Source organism: Pseudomonas sp. 1152_12 (assembly GCF_052850675.1).
In genome coordinates, this window is sequence record NZ_VXCW01000002.1 from 435,911 (window position 1) to 456,692 (window position 20,782).

The window sequence follows — 20,782 nt, forward strand, 5'->3', positions numbered from 1 at the left end:
TCCCTAATTCCCGATTTTCCCGCAAGCCGATTTCAGGCAGGAACCCCATGATGGACGCCTTCGAACTTCCCCGCACACTGGTCCAGTCCCTTCTACGTCGCGCCGCGCAGACCCCGGACCAGGTTGCCCTGCGCTTCCTCGCCGAAACCGCCGAGCACAACGTTGTGCTCAGCTACCGTGACCTGGACCAGCGCGCCCGCACCATCGCCGCCGCCTTGCAGGCCAACGCGGCGTTGGGCGAGCGTGCGGTGCTGTTGTTCCCTAGCGGCCCGGACTACGTCGCGGCGTTCTTTGGTTGCTTATACGCCGGGGTCATCGCGGTGCCAGCCTATCCGCCCGAATCCACCCGTCGGCATCATCAGGAGCGCCTGCTGTCGATCATCGCCGATGCCGAGCCAAGCCTGCTGCTGACCATCGCCAGCCTCGGCGACGGCCTGGCGCAAATCGAGAATGCCCCGCCGGTGCTGAGCGTCGACACCTTGGATGCGCAGATCTCCAGTGATTGGATTGAACCTGAACTGCACGCCGATGACATTGCATTCCTGCAATACACCTCCGGCTCCACCGCATTGCCAAAAGGTGTGCAAGTCAGCCACGGCAATCTGGTGGCCAACGAAGTGTTGATCCGTCGTGGCTTCGGCATCGACCTCAACCCGGATGACGTGATTGTCAGTTGGCTGCCGCTGTACCACGACATGGGCCTGATCGGCGGCCTGCTGCAACCGATCTTCAGCGGCGTGCCGTGCGTGTTGATGTCGCCGGCTTACTTCCTTGGCCGCCCCTTGCGCTGGCTCGAAGCGATCAGCGAATACGGCGGCACGATCAGCGGTGGCCCGGATTTCGCCTACCGGCTATGCAGCGAGCGGGTCAGTGAATCCGTACTGGAACGCCTGGACTTGAGCACTTGGCGCGTGGCGTATTCGGGCTCCGAACCGATCCGCCTCGACACCCTGGAATGCTTCGCCGAGAAGTTCGCCACCTGCGGGTTCAGCTCGAACAATTTCTTCGCCTCCTACGGTCTGGCCGAAGCGACCCTGTTTGTCGCCGGCGGCACCCGTGGGCGTGGTATCCCGGCCTTGTACGTGGACGAACAGGCGCTGGCCGCCAACCGCGCCGAACCGGGGCAGGGCTGCGCGATCATGAGCTGCGGCACCCACCAGCCGGAACACGCGGTGCTGATCGCCGACCCGCACACGCTGAGCGAACTGCCGGATAGCTGTGTCGGCGAGCTATGGGCCACTGGCCCGAGCATCGCCCACGGCTACTGGCGCAACCCTGAGGCCACTGCCAAGACGTTCGTACACCATGCCGGCCGCACCTGGCTGCGCACCGGCGACCTGGGGTTTATCCGCGACGGCGAGGTGTACATCACCGGTCGCCTGAAAGACCTGCTGATCGTGCGCGGCCACAACCTGTACCCTCAGGACATCGAACAAACCATCGAGCGCGAAGTGGAAGTGGTGCGCAAGGGCCGCGTCGCCGCCTTTGCAGTGAATGATCAGGGTCTGGAAGGTATCGGCATTGCCGCCGAAATCAGCCGCAGCGTGCAGAAAATCCTGCCGCCCGAAGCGCTGATCAAAGCCATTCGCCAGGCCGTCGCCGAGGCCTATCAACAAGCACCGAGCGTGGTGGTATTACTCAACCCCGGCGCATTGCCGAAGACCTCCAGCGGTAAAGTGCAGCGTGCAGCCTGCGCTCTTCGCCACGCAGACGGCAGCCTCGACTGTTATGCGCAGTTCCCCGACCTGCAAGCGCAAACGAGCGATGCGGCGTTGGCATCCGAACTGCAAAGCCAGATCGCGGCGATCTGGTGCGAGCAGTTGCAGGTTGCAACCGTCGCGGGCGATGACCATTTCTTCCTGCTCGGCGGTAACTCCATCACTGCCACCCAAGTGGTCGCACGCCTGCGCGAAATCCTGGGCCTGGAGCTGAACCTGCGCACGCTGTTTGAAGCGCCGACGCTTGCGAGCTTTGCCGCAAACGTCGCGCAATTGCAGCAGGACGGCGGCATCGCTCAACACGCGATTCATGCCTTGTCGCGCCAGGACGACCTGCCGCAATCCCTGGCACAAAACCGCCTGTGGATCACCTGGCAACTCGACCCGCAGAGCAGTGCCTACACCATCCCCGGTGCTTTGCGCCTGCGCGGCGAATTGGACGAAGACGCGTTGCGCGCCAGCTTCCAGCACCTGATCCAGCGCCACGAAGCCCTGCGCACCCGCTTTTACGAGCGCGACGGCCAGGCCTTTCAACGCGTGGATGCAACCACCGGGTTCGACCTGCAAGTCGTCGACCTCAGCGACCTGCCCGCCGCCGAGCGTGAAGCGCGCGCGCATCAGATCCGCGAAGACAACGCGCGCACCCAGTTCGACCTGGAAAAAGGCCCGCTGCTGTGGGTGACCCTGGTGCGCCTGGACGCTGAAGATCACCAACTGCTGGTGACGCTGCACCACATCATCGCCGACGGTTGGTCGCTGAATATCCTCATCGACGAGTTCTCGCGCCTGTATGCCGCCGCGACTCAAGGCCAGACCCTGGAGTTACCGCCACTGGCCCTGCAATACGCCGACTACGGCAGTTGGCAGCGCCAGTGGCTGGCCGAAGGCGAAGGTCAGCGGCAGCTGGCGTATTGGAAAGCGCAGTTGGGTGAGGAGCATCCAGCCCTGAGCCTGGCCACCGACCACCCGCGTTCGGCGCAGAAGCGCAACAGCGCCTCGCGCCATAGTGTGCGTCTGGATGCAGGCCTCAATGCCGCGATTCGCCAGACCGCCCAAGCCAACGAATCCACGCCGTTCATGCTGCTCTTGGCGGCATTCCAAAGCCTGCTCTACCGCTACAGCGGCCAGCGTGATATTCGCATCGGCGTGCCGAATGCCAACCGCCCGCGCCAGGAAACCCAAGGCCTGGTCGGCTTTTTCATCAATACGTTGGTGCTGCGTGCCGAGCTGGACGGGCGCCTGCCGTTCAACCAGCTGTTGGCTGCAACCCGCCAAACGGCGTTGGGGGCCCAGGCCCATCAGGATCTGCCGTTCGAACAATTGCTGGAAGCCTTCCCGCAAGCGCGTGAGCAAGGCCTGTTCCAGGTCATGTTCAACCACCAGCAGCGCGACTTGAGTGCCTTGCGTCGCCTGCCGGGCATGCTCGCCGATGAGCTGGCGTGGCACAGCCGCGAGGCCAAGTTCGACCTGCAACTGCACAGCGAAGCAGACCACAACGGGCGCCTGAGCCTGTCGTTCGACTACGCCGATGAATTGTTCGACAGCGCAACCATTCAGCGTCTCGCCGAGCACTTCATCAACCTGCTGCACGCCGCATGCGAGCAACCGCAACAGGCCATCGGTGACCTGAAGCTGATGCAAACCGACGAGCAGCAGCCGTGGAGCGAAGCGCCGTGCATGCCTGCGCAGCAGTGGTTGCCCGAGTTACTTAACTGGCACACCTCGGACAGCACCGCACTGGTCTGGCAGGGCGCTAGCCTGACCTTCGCTCAACTGCACACCCAGGCCAACCGCCTGGCCCATTACCTGCGTGACAAAGGCGTCGGCCCGGATGTGTGCGTGGCCATCGCCGCCGAGCGTTCGCCGCAACTGTTGATCGGCTTGCTGGCGATCATCAAGGCCGGTGGCGCCTACGTGCCGCTGGACCCGGATTACCCCGCCGACCGCCTGGCCTACATGCTCCAGGACAGCGGCGTACACTTGCTGCTGACCCAAACCTCGCTGCTGGAGCTGTTACCGGCCACCGAAGGCGTGTGCGTGATCGCCATGGACAGCCTGCACCTTGACAGCTGGCCGACCCAGGCACCGGGCTTGCACTTGCACGGCGACAACCTCGCCTACGTGATCTACACCTCCGGCTCCACCGGCCAGCCCAAAGGCGTGGGCAATACCCATGCGGCACTGGCCGAGCGCTTGCAGTGGATGCAGGCCATGTATCAACTCAACGAAACCGATGTACTGATGCAAAAGGCGCCGATCAGTTTCGACGTGTCGGTGTGGGAATGCTTCTGGCCGCTGATCACCGGCTGCCGCTTGGTGCTGGCCGGCCCCGGCGAGCATCGCGACCCGCATCGCATCGCGCAGTTGGTGCAGGAGCATGGCGTGACTACCTTGCACTTTGTGCCGCCGCTGTTGCAGTTGTTTATCGACGAGCCGTTGGTGGCCGAATGCACCAGCCTGCGCCGCCTGTTCTCCGGCGGTGAGGCCTTGCCCGTCGAGCTGCGCAACCGCGTGTTGGCACACCTGCCGGCAGTGCAACTGCACAACCGTTATGGCCCGACCGAAACCGCAATCAACGTCACCCATTGGCAATGCAAAGCCGAAGATGGCGAGCGTTCGCCGATCGGCCGGCCGCTGGGCAATGTGATCTGCCGTGTGCTGGACGACCAGCTCAACCCACTGCCGGCCGGGGTGCCGGGCGAACTGTGCATCGGCGGCATCGGCCTGGCGCGTGGTTACCTCGGCCGCGCCGGGCTGACCGCTGAACGTTTTGTCGCCGACCCACTGGGCGAGGCGGGCACACGCCTGTATCGCACCGGTGACCGTGTGCGCTGGACTGCCGACGGCGTGCTCGAATACCTCGGCCGCCTTGATCAGCAGGTCAAACTGCGTGGCTTTCGTGTGGAGCCGGAAGAAATCGAAGCGCGCCTGTTGGCCATGGACGGCATCGCCCAAGCCGTGGTGCTGGTGCGTGAGCAGCAGTTGATCGGTTACTACACCGCCAGCTCCGAGTTGGACGCACAGGAGGTAAAAACCGCCCTGGCCACCGAGCTGCCGGAATACATGGTGCCCGCGCAACTGATGCGCCTGGACGCCATGCCCCTGAGCCCCAGCGGCAAACTCGACCGGCGCGCATTGCCCGAGCCGGTGTGGCAAACCCGTGAACACATCGAACCCGAAACGCCGTTGCAGCAGCAGATTGCGGCGATCTGGCGCGAAGTCCTCGGCCTGCCACGTATTGGCCTGAGCGACGACTTCTTCGCCCTCGGCGGCCATTCGTTGCTGGCTACGCAAATCATCTCGCGCACCCGCCAGGCCTGCGACGTCGAGCTGCCATTGCGGACCTTGTTCGAAGCCAGCGAGCTGGGCGCGTTTGCCGAGCAAGTCGGGCTGATCCAAGCCTCGGGCCGGCGCAACCAGCAAACCGCCATCGCCAAGGTCGACCGCAGTACGCCGGTGCCGCTGTCCTATTCCCAGCAGCGTATGTGGTTCCTCTGGCAGATGGAGCCGGACAGCCCGGCCTACAACGTCGGCGGCATGGCGCGCCTGCGTGGGGTGCTGGATGTGGGGCGTTTCGAGGCCGCGTTGCAAGCCTTGATCATGCGCCACGAAACCTTGCGCACCACTTTCCCGAGCGTCGACGGCGTGGCCGAGCAAAAGGTCGCCAAGCAAACCGGGCTGCGCATGGATTGGCAGGATTTCTCGGCGCTGAACGACACCGAGCGCCAGCGGCATCTGCAACAGCTCGCCGACCATGAAGCTCACACGCCCTTCAACCTGGAAACCGGGCCACTGCTGCGCGCCTGCCTGGTCAAGGCCGGCGAGCAGGAACACTACCTGGTGCTGACCCTGCACCACATCGTCACCGAAGGCTGGGCGATGGACATCTTCGCGCGTGAACTCAGCGCGCTGTACGAAGCCTTTATTGACGAACGCGACTCGCCGTTGGCGCCGTTGCCGGTGCAATATCTCGACTACAGCGTGTGGCAACGCCAGTGGCTGGAGTCCGGTGAGCGTCAGCGTCAACTGGATTACTGGACCGCCCAGTTGGGCCACGAGCATCCATTGCTCGAGCTGCCCGGCGACCGCCCACGCCCGCCGGTGCAAAGCCATCAGGGCGAGCTGTACCGCTTTGACCTGAGCGATGAACTGGCCGCCCGCGTGCGTGGGTTCAATGCCGAGCGTGGCCTGACGCTGTTCATGACCATGACCGCTACCCTAGCCGTGTTGCTCTACCGCTACAGCGGCCAGACCGACCTGCGCATCGGCGCCCCGGTGGCCAACCGGATTCGCCCGGAAAGCGAAGGGCTGATCGGTGCCTTCCTCAACACCCAGGTGCTGCGTTGCCAGCTCAATGGGCAGATGAAAGTGGGCGAGTTGTTCGAGCAGGTGCGCCACACCGTGATTGAAGGCCAGTCCCACCAGGACCTGCCGTTCGACCACTTGGTGGAAGCCCTGCAACCCCCGCGCAGCGCGGCATACAACCCGCTGTTCCAGGTGATGTGCAACGTGCAGCGCTGGGAATTCCAGCAGAGCCGCCAACTGGCCGGCATGACTGTCGAGTACCTGGCCAACGATGCACGCGCGACTAAGTTCGACCTCAACCTGGAAGTCACCGACCTCGACCATCGCCTGGGTTGCTGCCTGACCTACAGCACCGACCTGTTCGACGAGCCACGCATTGCACGTATGGCCGAGCATTGGCGCAACCTGCTGGAAGCGTTGATCGCCAACCCGCAACAGCGGCTCAGCGAACTGCCACTGCTGACGGCCACCGAGCAGCGCACGCTGCAAAACAGTTTGGGTGTCGAAGCCGGTGAGCATCGCCTCGACCAGTGCCTGCATCCGCTGTTCACCCAGCAGGCGATTCAGCGTGCCGATGCGCCTGCGCTGACCTTTGCCGGCGTTACGCTGACGTACCGCGAACTGGACGCCCGCGCCAATCGTCTGGCCTGGATGCTGCGCGAGCGCGGTGTAGGCCCGCAGGTGCGCGTCGGCCTGGCGCTGCCACGTTCCCTGGAAATGGTGATCGGCCTGTTGGCGATCCTCAAGGCAGGCGGTGCCTACGTGCCGCTGGACCCGGAATACCCGCTGGACCGCTTGCACTACATGATCGAAGACAGCGGCATTGGCCTGCTGCTCAGTGACGCGGCGATGTTTGAAGCGCTCGGTGAGCTGCCGTCGACGGTGGCCTGCTGGTGCCTGGAAGATGACCTTGCGGTGCTCGCCAATTACCCGGCCAACGAGCTGCCTTTTATCAGCTTGCCGCAGCATCAGGCCTACCTGATTTACACCTCCGGCTCAACCGGCAAACCGAAAGGTGTAGTGGTGTCCCACGGTGAAATCGCCATGCATTGCCAGGCGGTGATCGAGCGTTTCGGCATGCGCCCGGACGATTGCGAGCTGCATTTCTATTCGATCAACTTCGACGCCGCCACCGAGCGTTTGCTGGTGCCGCTGCTCAGCGGTGCGCAGGTGGTTTTACGTGCTCAAGGCCAGTGGGATGCCGAAGAAATCTGCGCGCTGATCCGCACCCATCGCATCAATATTCTCGGCTTTACCCCAAGCTACGGCAGCCAGTTGGCGCAATGGCTGGCGACCCAGCACCAGACCTTGCCGGTGCGTATGTGCATCACCGGCGGTGAGGCGCTGACCGGCGAACACTTGCAGCGTATCCGCGCGGCGTTCAAGCCCGAGGTGTTTTTTAACGCCTATGGCCCGACCGAGACGGTGGTCATGCCGCTGGCCAGCCTGGCGCCGCAGCAGTTGGACGAGGGTGCCGCCAGCGTGCCGATCGGCAGCATCATCGGCGGCCGTGTGGCTTACATTCTCGACGCCGACCTCGCGCTGGTGCCACAAGGCGCGACCGGCGAGTTGTATGTCGGCGGCGCCGGTCTGGCCCAGGGTTACCACGAGCGCCCGGGCATGACCGCAGAGCGCTTTGTCGCCGACCCGTTTGCCACGAACGGTGGGCGTTTGTACCGCACCGGCGACCTGGTGCGCCAACGCGCCGATGGCCTAGCGGAGTACCTGGGCCGTATCGACCATCAAGTGAAGATTCGCGGTTTCCGTATTGAGCTGGGCGAAATCGAAACACGCCTGCTGGAACACGAAGCGGTGCGTGAGGCGGTGGTGCTGGCGCTGGAATCACCCAGCGGCAAACAGTTGGTGGCCTATCTGGTCAGCGACGCCGACCACGGCTCCCTGCGCGAGGCGCTGAAGGCCAACCTCAAGGCGCAACTGCCGGACTACATGGTGCCCGCGCACCTGATCGTGCTGGACAGTATGCCGCTGACCGCTAACGGCAAACTCGACCGTCGTGCCTTGCCGCAACCGGACCCGGAAGCCAATCGCCAGCACTACGTGGCGCCGCGCAACGAGCTGGAGCACACCTTGGCTGCGATCTGGTGTGCCGTATTGAACGTGCAGCAAGTCGGCCTGGACGATAATTTCTTTGAGCTGGGCGGCGACTCGATCCTCTCGATCCAAGTGGTCAGCCGTGCGCGGCAGGCCGGTATTCACTTCAGCCCGCGGGACCTGTTCCAGCACCAGACCGTGCAAACCCTGGCTGGCGTGGTCACGCGTTCCGAGCAGGTGAGCGCCGAGCAAGGCGTGCTGACCGGCAGCTCGGGGCTTACACCGATTCAGCATTGGTTCTTTGATACCGATATCCCCAATCGCCAGCACTGGAACCAGGCATTACTGCTCAAACCGCTGCAACTGCTCGACCCGCATCGCCTGGAGCAAGCGCTGTTGGCGGTGCTGGAACACCACGACGCCCTGCGCCTGAGCTTCACCCCGCGCGATGCCCAGTGGCACGCCGAGCATTTGGCTGTGCCGCAAGGCGGTGTGCTGATGCAGGCGCAAGTGCGCGAGATGCAGCAGTGCACCGCGCTGTTCACCGACACCCAGCGCAGCCTCGATCTTGAACACGGCCCGCTGTTGCGCGCGTTGTTGGTGGACGGCCCGCAAGGTCAGCAACGCTTGCTGATCGCGATTCATCACCTGGTGGTGGATGGCGTGTCGTGGCGGGTGCTGTTGGAAGACCTGCAAACGGTTTACCTCCAGTTGTGCGACGGTCAGTCCGTGCGCCTGCCAGCCAAGACTAGCGCCTTGCGCGATTGGGCTGCGCGGCTGCAGGTCTATGCGAGCAGCGAATCCCTGCGTGAAGAGTTGACTGTATGGCAAGACCAGTTGGCCGGCCCACAGGTGGCATTGCCGGTGGATCGCCCGAACGGCGCGCTGCGCAATCGCGATGCCGACACGGTCAGCGTGCGCCTGGATGCCGAACATACTCGCCAGTTGTTGCAACAGGCGCCGAGTGCCTACCGCACCCAGGTCAACGACCTGTTGCTGACAGCTTTGGCCCGTGTGCTGTGCCGCTGGAGTGGGCACGACTCAGCGCTGATTCAGCTGGAGGGGCATGGTCGTGAAACCTTGTTTGATGACATCGACCTGACCCGCAGTGTCGGCTGGTTCACCAGTGCTTATCCATTGCGTCTGACGCCGCATGCAGAGCAGGGCGCCTCGATCAAGGCAATCAAGGAGCAACTGCGCGGCGTGCCGCACAAAGGCTTGGGCTATGGTGTGCTGCGTTACCTGGCGGACGACCTGTGTCAACAGACCATGGCTGCACTGCCAAGCGCCGAGATTACCTTCAACTACCTCGGCCAATTCGACCAGAGCTTTGGCGCCGATGCGCTGTTCCACCCGCTGGATGAATCGGCCGGGCTGGCCCATGATCCGGAGGCGCCGCTGCCGAATGCATTGAGCGTCGACAGTCAAGTGTATGGCGGCGAATTGGTGCTGCGCTGGACCTACAGCCGCGAGCGCCATGATCAGCAGACCATTGGCGAACTGGCCGATGCCTACCTCGCAGAACTGCAAAGCCTGATTGTGCACTGCCTCAAGGACGAGGCCGGTGGCCTCACGCCGTCCGACTTTCCGCTGGCGCACCTGACTCAAGCGCAACTCGACAGCTTGCCGATTGCGGCGAGTGTCATCGAAGACGTCTACCCGCTGACGCCGATGCAGGAAGGCTTGCTGCTGCACACCTTGCTGGAACCGGGCACCGGCCTCTACTACATGCAGGACCGCTACCGCATTAACAGCGTGCTCGACCCAGAGCGTTTTGCCCAGGCCTGGCAGGCGGTGATCGCTCGGCATGAAGCCTTGCGCGCGTCGTTCTGCTGGAACGTCGGCGAAGACATGCTGCAAGTGATCCACAAACCGGGCAGCACGCCGATTGAGTACCTGGATTGGAGCGCCGACCCGGAAAGTGAACAGGAGCCGCGCCTGCAAGCCTTGCTCAAAGCCGAGCGCGAGGCCGGTTTCGACCTGCTCAACCAGGCGCCGTTCCACCTGCGCCTGATCCGCGTCGGCGAAGCGCGCTATTGGTTCATGATGAGCAACCACCACATCCTCATCGATGCCTGGTGCCGTTCGCTGCTGATGAATGATTTCTTTGATATCTACATGGCCTTGGGCGAGGGGCGCGAAGCGCAGTTGGCCACGCCGCCGCGCTACCGCGATTACATCGCCTGGCTGCAACGCCAGAACCTCGCCGAAGCGCGCCAGTGGTGGCAGCAGAATCTGCAAGGCTTTGAGCGCACCACGCCGATCCCCAGCGACCGGCCGTTCTTGCGTGAACACGCAGGTCACAGCGGCGGCATGGTGGTGGGCGACTGCTACACCCGCCTCGATGCTTGCGACGGTGCGCAACTGCGCGAATTGGCACAGGCCCATCAACTCACCGTTAATACCTTCGCCCAGGCGGCCTGGGCGTTGGTGCTGCGGCGCTTGAGCGGCGATCGTGATGTGCTTTTCGGCGTGACCGTGGCCGGGCGTCCGGTGGAAATGCCGCAGATGCAACGCACCGTCGGGCTATTTATCAACAGCATCGCGCTAAGGGTGAAACTGCCTGAAAACGATCAGCGTTGCAGCGTGCGCCAGTGGTTGAACGGCTTGCTCGACAGCAACATGCGGCTGCGCGAGTACGAATACCTGCCGCTGGTGACTATTCAGGAACACAGTGAATTGCCCAAGGGCCAGCCGCTGTTCGACAGCCTGTTCGTGTTCGAGAACGCGCCGGTGGACGTCTCGGTGCTGGACCGCGCGCAAAGCCTGAATGCCACCTCGGATTCCGGCCGCACCCACACCAACTTTCCGCTGACCGCCGTGTGCTACCCGGGCGATGACCTCGGTTTGCACCTGTCTTACGACCAGCGTTATTTCGACGAAACCACCGTGCAAGGCATGCTCGGTGAGTTTAAGCGGTTGTTACTCGCATTGGTGCAAGGCTTCCATGGCGACATGGCCGACCTGCCGCTGATTGGCGAGCAGGAGCGTGAATTCCTGTTGGACGGCTGCAACCAGAGTGAGCATGCCTACCCGCTGGAACGCAGCTACGTCGAGCTGTTTGAAGCACAGGTGGCCGAGCATCCGCAGCGCATCGCCGCCAGTTGCCTTGACCAGCAATGGACCTATGACGAATTAAACCGGCGCAGTAACGGTCTGGGTTACGCGCTAATTGCGGCGGGTGTCGGCCTGGACCAACCGGTGGCGTTGCTGGCCGAACGCAAGCTGGACCTACTGGGCATGATCATCGGCAGCTTCAAGGCCGGTGCCGGTTACTTGCCACTGGACCCAGGCCTTCCGAGCCAGCGCTTGAGCCGCATCATTGACCTGAGCCGCACGCCGTTGCTGGTGTGCACTGAGGCGTGCCGTGAGCAGGCGATTGATTTGCTGGATGGCACCGACTGCCAGTTGTTGGTGTGGGAGGAAGTGCCGGGCCGTGGGGAGAATCCAGGGATCTACAGTGGCCCGGACAACCTCGCCTACGTGATCTACACCTCAGGCTCCACTGGTCTGCCCAAAGGCGTGATGGTCGAACAGCGCGGCATGCTCAATAACCAATTGAGCAAGGTGCCGTACCTGGACCTGAGCCCGGCGGATGTAATCGCCCAGACCGCGTCGCAAAGCTTCGATATTTCCGTGTGGCAGTTCCTCGCAGCGCCGCTGTTTGGCGCGCGGGTGGATATCGTGCCGAACACCCTTGCCCATGATCCGCAGGGTTTGCTGGCGCATGTTCAGGCCCAGGGTATTACCGTGCTGGAAAGCGTGCCGTCGATGATCCAGGGCATGCTGGCCCAGGAGCGCATGAGCCTGGACGGCCTGCGCTGGATGTTGCCGACGGGCGAAGCGATGCCACCGGAATTGGCGCACCAATGGTTGCTGCGCTATCCAGAAATTGGCTTGGTCAACGCGTACGGCCCGGCCGAGTGTTCGGATGACGTGGCGTTTTTCCGTGTCGAGCTGGCGTCTACCCGTGGCACTTATCTGCCGATAGGTACGCCGACCGACAACAACCGGCTGTACGTGCTCGATGGCGCATTGGAGTTGGTGCCCCAGGGCGCCGTCGGCGAGTTGTGCGTGGCGGGTACGGGTGTGGGGCGGGGCTATGTCAGCGACCCATTGCGCAGCGCTCAAGTGTTTGTGCCCAACCCGTTTGGCGCAGCGGGCGAACGCCTCTATCGCACGGGCGACCTGGCGCGTCGACGCAGTGATGGCGTGCTCGAATATGTGGGGCGTATTGACCACCAGGTGAAAATTCGCGGCTACCGTATCGAACTGGGCGAAATCGAAGCGCGCCTGCATGAACAACCGGAGGTGCGTGACGCGGCCGTCGGCGTGCAGGAAGGCGTCAACGGCAAGCATCTGGTGGGTTATCTGGTCGCGGCGGACGACGTGCTGAACCCAACTGATCGCCTGGACCGCATCAAGCAACGCCTGCGCGCTGAGCTGCCGGAATACATGGTGCCGCTGCACTGGTTATGGCTCGACCGGTTGCCGCTCAATGCCAACGGCAAACTCGACCGCAAGGCCCTGCCAGCTCTGGAGATCGGCCAGTTGCACAGCCAGGATTACCTGGCCCCGAGCAACGAGTTGGAAACCACCTTGGCCGCGATTTGGGCTGAAGTGCTCAAGGTTGAGCGCGTCGGTGTGCAGGACAACTTCTTCGAGCTGGGCGGGCACTCGTTGCTGGCCACGCAGATTGCTTCGCGCGTGCAGAAAACCCTACAACGCGACGTGCCACTGCGGGCGATGTTCGAGTGCAGCACAGTGGCGGAGTTGGCCGAGTATATCGATGGGCTGGCGGCGAATGAGATCAGCGCCGAGAAGGTCGATCGGTTGAGTGATTTGATGGCGGAGTTGGAGGGGCTTTAAGGCAACCTCTAACAACTGGTGGTGAGCGTGCTGTTGGTCGAAACGACATCGTGACATCGGTGACAGTGCCCTGGCGCGGGGACAGATCGTTCTCGCCGCCAGGCCAATGCCTCATCACTGATGGACGGAATAAAGCGACTTACGAGAGAAACGGTGTCTATTTGCGCCTTGAATTGTAGGAAATTGACCTCTGGTGGCGTAGGTTATTGCCATTGTACTGTTTTTATATACAGTGTTTTCGGAGCTTTCATCTCATGAGAAGAAAATGAGTGAAAAACGGGCCTGTGGAAAAAAAAAGCAACTCCGTTAGTTTGAGGTTCTCTCCTTCAAGAAAGGAGAGTTCTTAATCAATCTCAATGGAGTAACACATGAATAACCCACAAACCCAGACACCTCTTCGCCATGGTCGTGTCACGTCTCCTTCCAGCCGTGGCGCAGTCGCCGTGGATCTCGGCCTGCTGGCTACCTGGCAGGTCAATGAAATGGAAGGCGGCAAGAACTTTCCGGCATTGATCGCCGGTCCGTTCCCGGCGCCTTATCAAACCGACAGTGACAGCGTCACCCCACCAGCCGACGGCTTCATCCTCAGCGGCGGCAAGACCGATGCCCGTGACTGCATCAACTTCACCAACGAGGAAATGGCCAAGAAACTCAGCCGCGACTTCACTTGGCCGCTGCTCAATGTCGACCCGGGCCAGACCTTCAAGGTCACCTGGGAATACACCGCGCCGCACACCACCCGTGGCTATCGCTGGCTGATCACCAAGGATGGCTGGGATCCGAAACAGCGCATCACCCGCGCACAACTGGAAACCCAGCCTTTCGCCGAAGACTTCTATACCCAGGTGCCGTACTACAGTCATGCAGGTGAACTGAAGGCCAAGGTCAATCACGAAGTGAAACTGCCGGCCAACAAAAAGGGCCAGCATGTGATCGTGTTGATGTGGATCGTCGCCAACACCGGCAATGCCTTCTATCAAGCCTTCGACGTGGACTTTAAATAAGCCCACGCCGTTAAACCCATACGTTCTGAAGGATTAGAACATGTCAAAGATTGACTTCACCTTACTGAAATCCCCGCTGAGCGATGTCGCCTCGCTGATGCCGAGCATTGCCGGCAAAAAGATCCTCATGGGCTTCTGGCACAACTGGCCTGCCGGCGCGAGCGACGGCTACCAGCGTGGCCAGTTCGCCAATATGAACCTGGAAGACGTGCCGAGTGATTACAACGTGGTGGCCGTGGCCTTCATGAAAGGCAACGGTATCCCAACGTTCAAGCCGTACAACCTTTCCGACGCCGAGTTCCGCCGCCAGGTGGGCGTGCTAAACAGCCAGGGCAGGGCGGTGCTGATTTCCCTTGGCGGCGCCGATGCGCACATCGAGTTGCATAAAGGCAACGAACAGCCACTGGCCAACGAGATTATCCGCCTGGTGGAAACCTATGGCTTTGATGGCCTGGACATCGATCTTGAACAGAGCGCGATTGATTTCGCCGACAACAAGACCGTCCTGCCAGCCGCGTTGAAACTGGTCAAGGACCATTACGCCGGTGAAGGCAAACACTTCATTATCAGCATGGCGCCGGAGTTTCCTTACCTGACCACCGCCGGCAAATACGTCGGTTACCTCCAGGCGCTGGAAGGCTATTACGACTTCATTGCCCCGCAGTATTACAACCAAGGGGGCGACGGGATCTGGGTGCAGGAGGTCAACAACGGCAACGGTGCCTGGATTGCCCAGAACAACGACGCGATGAAAGAGGATTTCCTGTTTTACCTGACCGAAAGTCTGGTGAGCGGAACGCGAGGGTTTACCAAAATCCCGGCGGACAAGTTCGTCATTGGCCTCCCGGCCAACGTCGACGCAGCCGCCACCGGTTATGTGATCAACCCCGCAGCCGTGACCAATGCGTTCAAGCGTTTGTACGACAAAGGGTTATCGATCAAGGGCCTGATGACATGGTCGGTGAATTGGGACAACGGGATCAGCAAAGACCACGTACCCTACAACGGGGAATTCAGCCGCCGTTATGGGCCGTTGATCAAAGGCACTCATCTCTCTGGCCTCGGTGAGGATGAGGCGGATCTCGAAGTCGCCAATCGGCGGTAGCGCAACGAGACATCTGGCAGACGTGCCTGATCTCAAACAGCTATGTTTATGATCTGATCGTTGGCTTTATGAAATAAAATCCGATGCCTGTTTGGGCATCGGATTTTCTGCGTCAAGCCCAAATCTGCATCCGATTACTTCGGCCCCAGAATCTTCGCCAGCTTGTCCGGCGATGGTGCGCCTTGCTGCTGCTGCAACCCACCTTTGTCATCCAGGTAGAAAATCGCCGGCGTCGCCGACAATTCCAGCTCTTGCATCAACTTCATATTGGCATCGAGCTTGGCTTCGATATCGGCCGGGATCTTGTCCAGCGCCTGCAATTTGCTGCGTTTGCCGGCGGCTTCGTGTTCTTCCAGGGCTTTTTGCGGGTCTTTGGCGGCGAACAGGGCGGCCGATTTGCCCGGGCTGTCTTCGCGGATGATACCGACCATGATGTGGCGCAACTGCACCTTGCCAGCCTTTACCCATGGGCGTGCCTGTTCCCAGAACATGTTGCAGTAGGGGCAATTGGGGTCGCTGAACAGGTAGACGGTGCGTGGCGCGTTTTTATCGCCGTCCTGAATCCAGTTGCTGTGTTCCATCTTGGCCCAGACTTCCTTGGCCATTGGCGCGTACACCAGTTTTTCCAGTGGCGCGCTGCTCAGGTCTTTGCCGTTGGCGTCGTACAGGTTGCCGGCGATCACGCTTTTGCCATCGGCGGTCAGGTACAGGGCCATGCCCCGGTTCTGGTACTGCGCAGCGTAGCCGGTGAGCCCGCTGGGTGCGTCAAACTTGCCGAGGATCTTGGCGCCCTTGGCTTCGATCTGTTTGATCGGTGCCGGCCAGTCTTCGGCCTGGGCCAGGGTGGCCGCGAGCGTCAGCGGCAGCAGGGTCAGCAGGTGGCGGAGGCTTGGCATGTCGGTTTCCTTGTCGTGACGGTATCGAAGGGCTCCATGGCACGGGCCAGGCTGGCCTGGGACAGCTCACCGAGGTGGCTGTTGATCAGGCGCCCATCGGCTTGGTAAAACAGGGTGGTCGGCAAGGCCATCGAACCGACGGCCTGGCCGAGGCGGCCGCTGGCGTCAAACAGCACATTGCCGAGGGTCAGGCCTTGGGTCGCGAGGTAAGTGCTGACGCTTTGCATGCTCTCGGCCTGGTTGACGAACAGAAAGGTCACGTCGGGGCGTTGTTGCTGTGCGCGTTCCAGCACTGGCATTTCTCGGCGGCACGGTGGGCACCAGGTGGCCCAGAGGTTGATCACCAGCGGGCCGCCTTTGTAATCGGCCAGCTGCACCACATCGCCTTCAGCGTTGCGCAAGGTGATATCCGGCAGTTGCGCGCCCTTGTCGTAAAGGCTCAGGGATAAACTGGTCATGCCCCAGAACAGCAGCCCTGTGACCACTCCGGCGCTCAGCGGTTTGCGCAGGGCAGGACGGCGCCAGCCGTACAGCAGTGCACCGAGCACCAGTGCGATCACGCCGGGCCAGGCGAGAAAGCCGCCGTCGCGCAGGTCGACTATCTGCAGCGGGTCGTGGCGGTAATCGCTCCAATACATCAATACAAAACTGATGCGCGCCACCAGCATGCCCAGCAGGAACAGGCTGAACAGCACCGACTCCGGGTTCTCGCCGCCGCGCTTGGCCACGCGCCAGCCCACCAGTGTGGCGAGAATCAGCGCGCTGATCAGCAGGAGGTGATTCAGGGCGATGGCGAAGGTGCCGATGGTCAGGGTCAGCATCAGCGTGCGTCTCGAGTTTGCGTCCAGCGTTGCAGGAAGGCGGCGGCATCCACTTCGCCGGTGATGCGTTGGGCGCGGCGTTCTTCACCGTTGGGGCCGATCCAGATGAAGGTCGGCGGCCCGTGAATTTGGTAGCGCTCCAGCAGTTCACGGCTGGCGGCATTGTCTGCCGTCACGTCGACCCGCAGCAGGCGCACGCCGTTCAGGGCGGCCATGACCTCAGGTTTGCCGAACACGGCTTTTTCCATGATTTTGCACGACCTGCACCAGTCGGCGTAGTAGTCGAGCAGCACCCACTGGCCCTGGGCCTTGGCTTCGTCGAGTTGGCTTTGCAGGGTCGCGGGCGTGTTCACGTTGGTGAAGGCTTCGTGGGCGCTGGGTGCGCCTGCAGTGCTGGCACCGCTATAGACCTTCAATGGCTGCCACACGTCATCGCTGCCGCCTGCCGCGCCGATCACCAGCGCGCCGCCCCAGAGGCCCAGCAGCAGGGAGCCGGCGCCGACCAGCATGGCCGCGCGGCCGGTATCGGGGGCTACCTGCCAGCCGCAATAGCCGACCAATAGCGCCAGCGCGCCCCACGCGCCGACCCAAACAGCATCGCCGAGCAGCGGCTGGATCAACACCAGTGCCGTGCCCAGGAACAGGAAACCGAAGATACCCTTGAGCAGGTTCATCCAGGTGCCGGACTTGGGCAGCACGCTGTTGCCGACGGTCACCAACAGCAGCAGCGGCACGCCAATGCCAATGCCCAAGGTGAACAGCGCCAGGCCACCAAACACCACATCGCCGGTCTGCGCGATGTACAGCAGCAGGCCCGCCAGCGGTGCGGTCATGCACGGGCCAACCAGTAGCCCGGACAAGGCGCCGAGGACGCCGGCCCCGATCAGGCTGCCACCGCTTTGCTGGCGGCTGAGGTTGTCGAGACGGTCACGCAGGAATGCCGGGAGTTGCAGCTCGAAGAAACCGAACATCGGCAACGACAGCAGGATAAACAGCGCGGCGAAAGAGCCCAGAATCCAGGGTTGTTGCAACCAGGCTTGCAGGTTGCCACCCAGCAAGGCGGCGGCCACGCCCAGCGCGGCGTAGACCAGTGCCATGCTCACCACGTAGCTACCGGCGAGGGCGAACCCCCGGCGTGGGCTGGCGCCGCTGCCGACCACCAGGCCGGCGAGAATTGGCAGCATGGGTAATGAGCAGGGCAGGAAGGCCAGCAACAGGCCAAGGCCGAACATGGCCAAGAGGCTCCAGAACAGGTTGCTTTCGCCGAGGAATTTTGCGAGCTGTTGGTCGTCAGCAGCACCAGTGGCTGCCAGGGCAGGAGGGGGGGCGACGGATGGCCCGCCCAGGTCCACGGTGGTCGACTGCGGCGGGTAGCACAGCCCCGCATCAGCACAACCCTGCCAGCCCAGCTTGACCTGGCCGGTGGCACCGGCGGGAATCTTCACTTCCAGGCCTTGGCGATACACCTGCTGCTCACCGAAGAACTCGTCGCTATGGGCTTCGCCCTGCGGCAATACCGGCTTTTCGGCCAGGCCGTCGAACTTCATGCGCTGCTGGTAGAGGTAATATCCGTCGGCAATCTGCCAATACAGCTGGGTCTCGCCACTTTCAAGACGCTCGGAGGTAAAGGTGAAAGCTTTGCCCACCGGGAGGAAGTCGGGTTTGGTCTCGAATGGATTGCCCGGCGCGGCCTGGACGAATCCTGCGAACAATATCAGCAGAAAGGTAAACAAATACCGCATGGGCAAGCCTTAGTTCGTTGCAAGTTAGGCACACAATGTGGGGTGTTGATTAACCGATGATTAACCGGGGCTATTCTAAAGTGAAGGGCACGCTGAGTGCGGCTCTTTTCACGGCATAATCGGCGCTTAATCCGTTGCACCTTTAATTCTCACCATTTTCATGAAGGGTTAACCATGCACGTACTGGTCTGTGAAGACGACGAACTGATCGCCAGCGGCATCGTCGCTGGCCTCGGCGCCCAGGGCTTTACCGTTGAGCGCGTGGCCACGGCTGCCGCTGCACGGGCCATGCTCAAGGCGGCCACGTTCGACATCATGGTGCTCGACCTCGGTTTGCCCGACGAAGATGGCCTCAAGCTGCTGCAGCAACAGCGCAGCCAAGGCTTGGAAATCCCAGTACTGATCCTCACCGCGCGAGATTCGGTGACCAACCGTGTCGATGGCCTGCAAGCCGGCGCCGACGACTACCTGCTCAAGCCTTTCGACCTGCGCGAACTTGCCGCGCGCCTGCAAACCCTGTTACGGCGTGTGGCGGGGCGCAGAGTCAACCTGATCGAGCATGGCCGCCTGGCCTATGACCCCAGCAGTCGCGAAACCTTCCTGGCTGGCGAACCGGTGGACCTTTCCCGTCGCGAGCAAGCATTGCTGCAGGCGCTGTTGCACAACAAAGGCCGGGTGCTGTCCAGCGAACAGCTCAAGGACAGCGTCTATGGTTTTAATGACGAGCTGGAAAGCAACGCACTCAACGTGCATATCCACCACCTGCGGCGCAAATTAGGTAACGGCATCGTCGAGACCGTGCGTGGCCTCGGTTATCGCCTGGGCACGGCGGACGGTGGCGCGGCGGATGATGGAGAGAACGCTTCGTGATGAGCTTGCGCCTGCGCCTGACGTTCAAACTGGGCGCTGTCTTTGTGCTGATTTGGGTGCTGGCGGCGGCCTGGATGCTCAATGACCTGCGCAACCAGATGATGTTCTCCCTTGATCAGCGCCTGGTGGCGTCGGCACGCATGGTGGCGGGGCTCACCGAGCAGATGCCGGGCCTTGCCAGCGTGAGCGGCGGTGCACATTTGCGCACCGAACAAGTGAATGTTCCGGGTGGCATGGCCTGCCAGGTCAGCTCGTTGCGCGGGGAAATTCTGGCGCGCAGCCACACCACCCCGGACGAAGGCCTGGAGTCGCGCAAGAGTGGCTTTCGCGACCAGATTATTGACGGGGTGGGCTGGCGCAGCTTCACCCTCTCCCGTGGCGACCTGCTGATCACTACGGCCGACCGCCAGGTGGAGCGCGAGGCACTGAACCTGTCGATCCTGCTGGCGGCGTCGGTACCGGTGGGCGTGGCCTTGCTGGGGTGTCTGTGCCTGCTGTGGCTGGGCATCGGCCAGAGCCTGTTGCCGCTCAACCGCATGCGCGATGCGTTAATGCGCCGCAGTGCCGACTCCCTCGAACCGCTGCAGATTCACCCGTTGCCCAGCGAGCTTAAACCACTGCTCGACACCCAGAACCAACTGTTGCAACGCATTGCCAAGACCATCGAGCGTGAGCGTCGTCTCACCGGTGACGCGGCGCATGAACTGCGCAGCCCGCTGACGGCGATCAAGACCCACCTGCAAGTGGCGCGCATGACTGACGGCGCGGCGCGCGACCAATCCCTGGCCCACGCCGAAGAAGGCGCCGACCGCCTGCACCGTACCCTGGAGCAATTACTGTTGCTGGCGCGGGTGGAGGGCAGCCTGTCGTTTGATGACGGCCTGCAATCCAGCGCCGAACAAGTCGCACGGTTGGCGATCCAGGATGCCAACGCCGGCGACAATCGGCGTATTGACCTGATGCTGTCGGCCAGCCTCACGGACACCCCGGTGGAAATGCCGGTGGCACTCGCGGTTGCGGCCCTGCGCAACCTGCTGGATAACGCCCTGCGCCACACGCCGGGTGATACCCGCGTGGAGCTGAATGTATTCACCACCGCTGACACGGTGGTGTTCCGTGTGCGTGACTATGGCAAGCAAATTTCCAGCGAGGACCTGCAATACCTGACCCAACGCTTCTGGCGCAATGGCAGCAGCGAGGGCTGTGGGCTGGGTCTGGCGATTGTCCAGGCGATCGTGCAGCGCTGCTCGTGCTCACTGAAGTTCGACAGCCAGCCGGATGGCTTGCGGGTCGACCTGGGGATGCCGCTGCGGCGCTGATCACGTTCTTCACGTGTCACTTTTCTTCAACTGCATAGTTACCGCCCTTCTTGAGTTCAACCCTTCAGGATGGCGGTAATT

The 20,782-nt window shown here is 62.3% G+C and carries 7 protein-coding genes and 1 pseudogene; 5 read left to right on the forward strand and 3 right to left on the reverse strand.

Going from position 1 to position 20,782, the window contains the following annotated elements; genetic code table 11:
• Positions 1-47: 47 nt before the first annotated feature.
• The 3 genes and pseudogenes from FW764_RS04705 to FW764_RS04715 form a co-directional block, all read left to right on the forward strand.
• A complete protein-coding gene (locus FW764_RS04705) occupies positions 48-12,944 on the forward strand; it encodes a non-ribosomal peptide synthetase (protein ID WP_446432963.1) in 12,897 nt (4,298 codons plus the stop codon).
• Between the two features lie 368 nt (positions 12,945-13,312).
• Positions 13,313-13,948, forward strand: coding sequence for a lytic polysaccharide monooxygenase auxiliary activity family 9 protein (locus tag FW764_RS04710; RefSeq protein WP_446432964.1), 636 nt, complete (start codon positions 13,313-13,315; stop codon positions 13,946-13,948).
• Positions 13,949-13,988: 40 nt separating this feature from the next.
• Positions 13,989-14,987, forward strand: a pseudogene (locus tag FW764_RS04715) (chitinase); the annotation flags it as partial.
• 200 nt (positions 14,988-15,187) lie between these two features.
• Here the strand turns inward: FW764_RS04715 and dsbG are convergent.
• Genes dsbG through dsbD form a run of 3 tightly spaced genes read right to left on the reverse strand, consistent with a single transcriptional unit; the run spans position 15,188 to position 18,512 of the window.
• Positions 15,188-15,949, reverse strand: a complete 762-nt coding sequence (gene dsbG / locus FW764_RS04720) for a thiol:disulfide interchange protein DsbG (RefSeq protein WP_446432965.1) — start codon at positions 15,947-15,949, stop codon at positions 15,188-15,190.
• Positions 15,925-16,770, reverse strand: coding sequence for a prolipoprotein diacylglyceryl transferase family protein (locus FW764_RS04725; protein ID WP_446432966.1), 846 nt, complete (start codon positions 16,768-16,770; stop codon positions 15,925-15,927). The genes dsbG and FW764_RS04725 overlap by 25 nt, the downstream gene beginning before the upstream one ends.
• Positions 16,770-18,512, reverse strand: coding sequence for a protein-disulfide reductase DsbD (gene dsbD, locus FW764_RS04730; RefSeq protein ID WP_446432967.1), 1,743 nt, complete (start codon positions 18,510-18,512; stop codon positions 16,770-16,772). Before dsbD ends, FW764_RS04725 begins: the two co-directional genes overlap by 1 nt.
• A gap of 174 nt (positions 18,513-18,686) precedes the next feature.
• On the opposite strand from dsbD, the gene FW764_RS04735 reads away from it, so the two are divergent.
• Positions 18,687-19,382, forward strand: a complete 696-nt coding sequence (locus tag FW764_RS04735) for a response regulator (RefSeq protein ID WP_446432968.1) — start codon at positions 18,687-18,689, stop codon at positions 19,380-19,382.
• Positions 19,382-20,701, forward strand: coding sequence for an ATP-binding protein (locus tag FW764_RS04740; RefSeq protein WP_446432969.1), 1,320 nt, complete (start codon positions 19,382-19,384; stop codon positions 20,699-20,701). The genes FW764_RS04735 and FW764_RS04740 overlap by 1 nt, the downstream gene beginning before the upstream one ends.
• Positions 20,702-20,782 lie beyond the last annotated feature (81 nt).

Excerpts from the sequence above, each read along its gene's own strand:
- FW764_RS04740 (WP_446432969.1), top strand. The coding sequence starts at position 19,382 with ATGAGCTTGCGCCTGCGCCTGACGTTCAAACTGGGCGCTGTCTTTGTG.
- FW764_RS04725 (WP_446432966.1), bottom strand. The coding sequence starts at position 16,770 with ATGCTGACCCTGACCATCGGCACCTTCGCCATCGCCCTGAATCACCTC.
- FW764_RS04735 (WP_446432968.1), top strand. The coding sequence starts at position 18,687 with ATGCACGTACTGGTCTGTGAAGACGACGAACTGATCGCCAGCGGCATC.
- FW764_RS04705 (WP_446432963.1), top strand. The coding sequence starts at position 48 with ATGATGGACGCCTTCGAACTTCCCCGCACACTGGTCCAGTCCCTTCTA.
- FW764_RS04710 (WP_446432964.1), top strand. The coding sequence starts at position 13,313 with ATGAATAACCCACAAACCCAGACACCTCTTCGCCATGGTCGTGTCACG.
- dsbG (WP_446432965.1), bottom strand. The coding sequence starts at position 15,949 with ATGCCAAGCCTCCGCCACCTGCTGACCCTGCTGCCGCTGACGCTCGCG.
- dsbD (WP_446432967.1), bottom strand. The coding sequence starts at position 18,512 with ATGCGGTATTTGTTTACCTTTCTGCTGATATTGTTCGCAGGATTCGTC.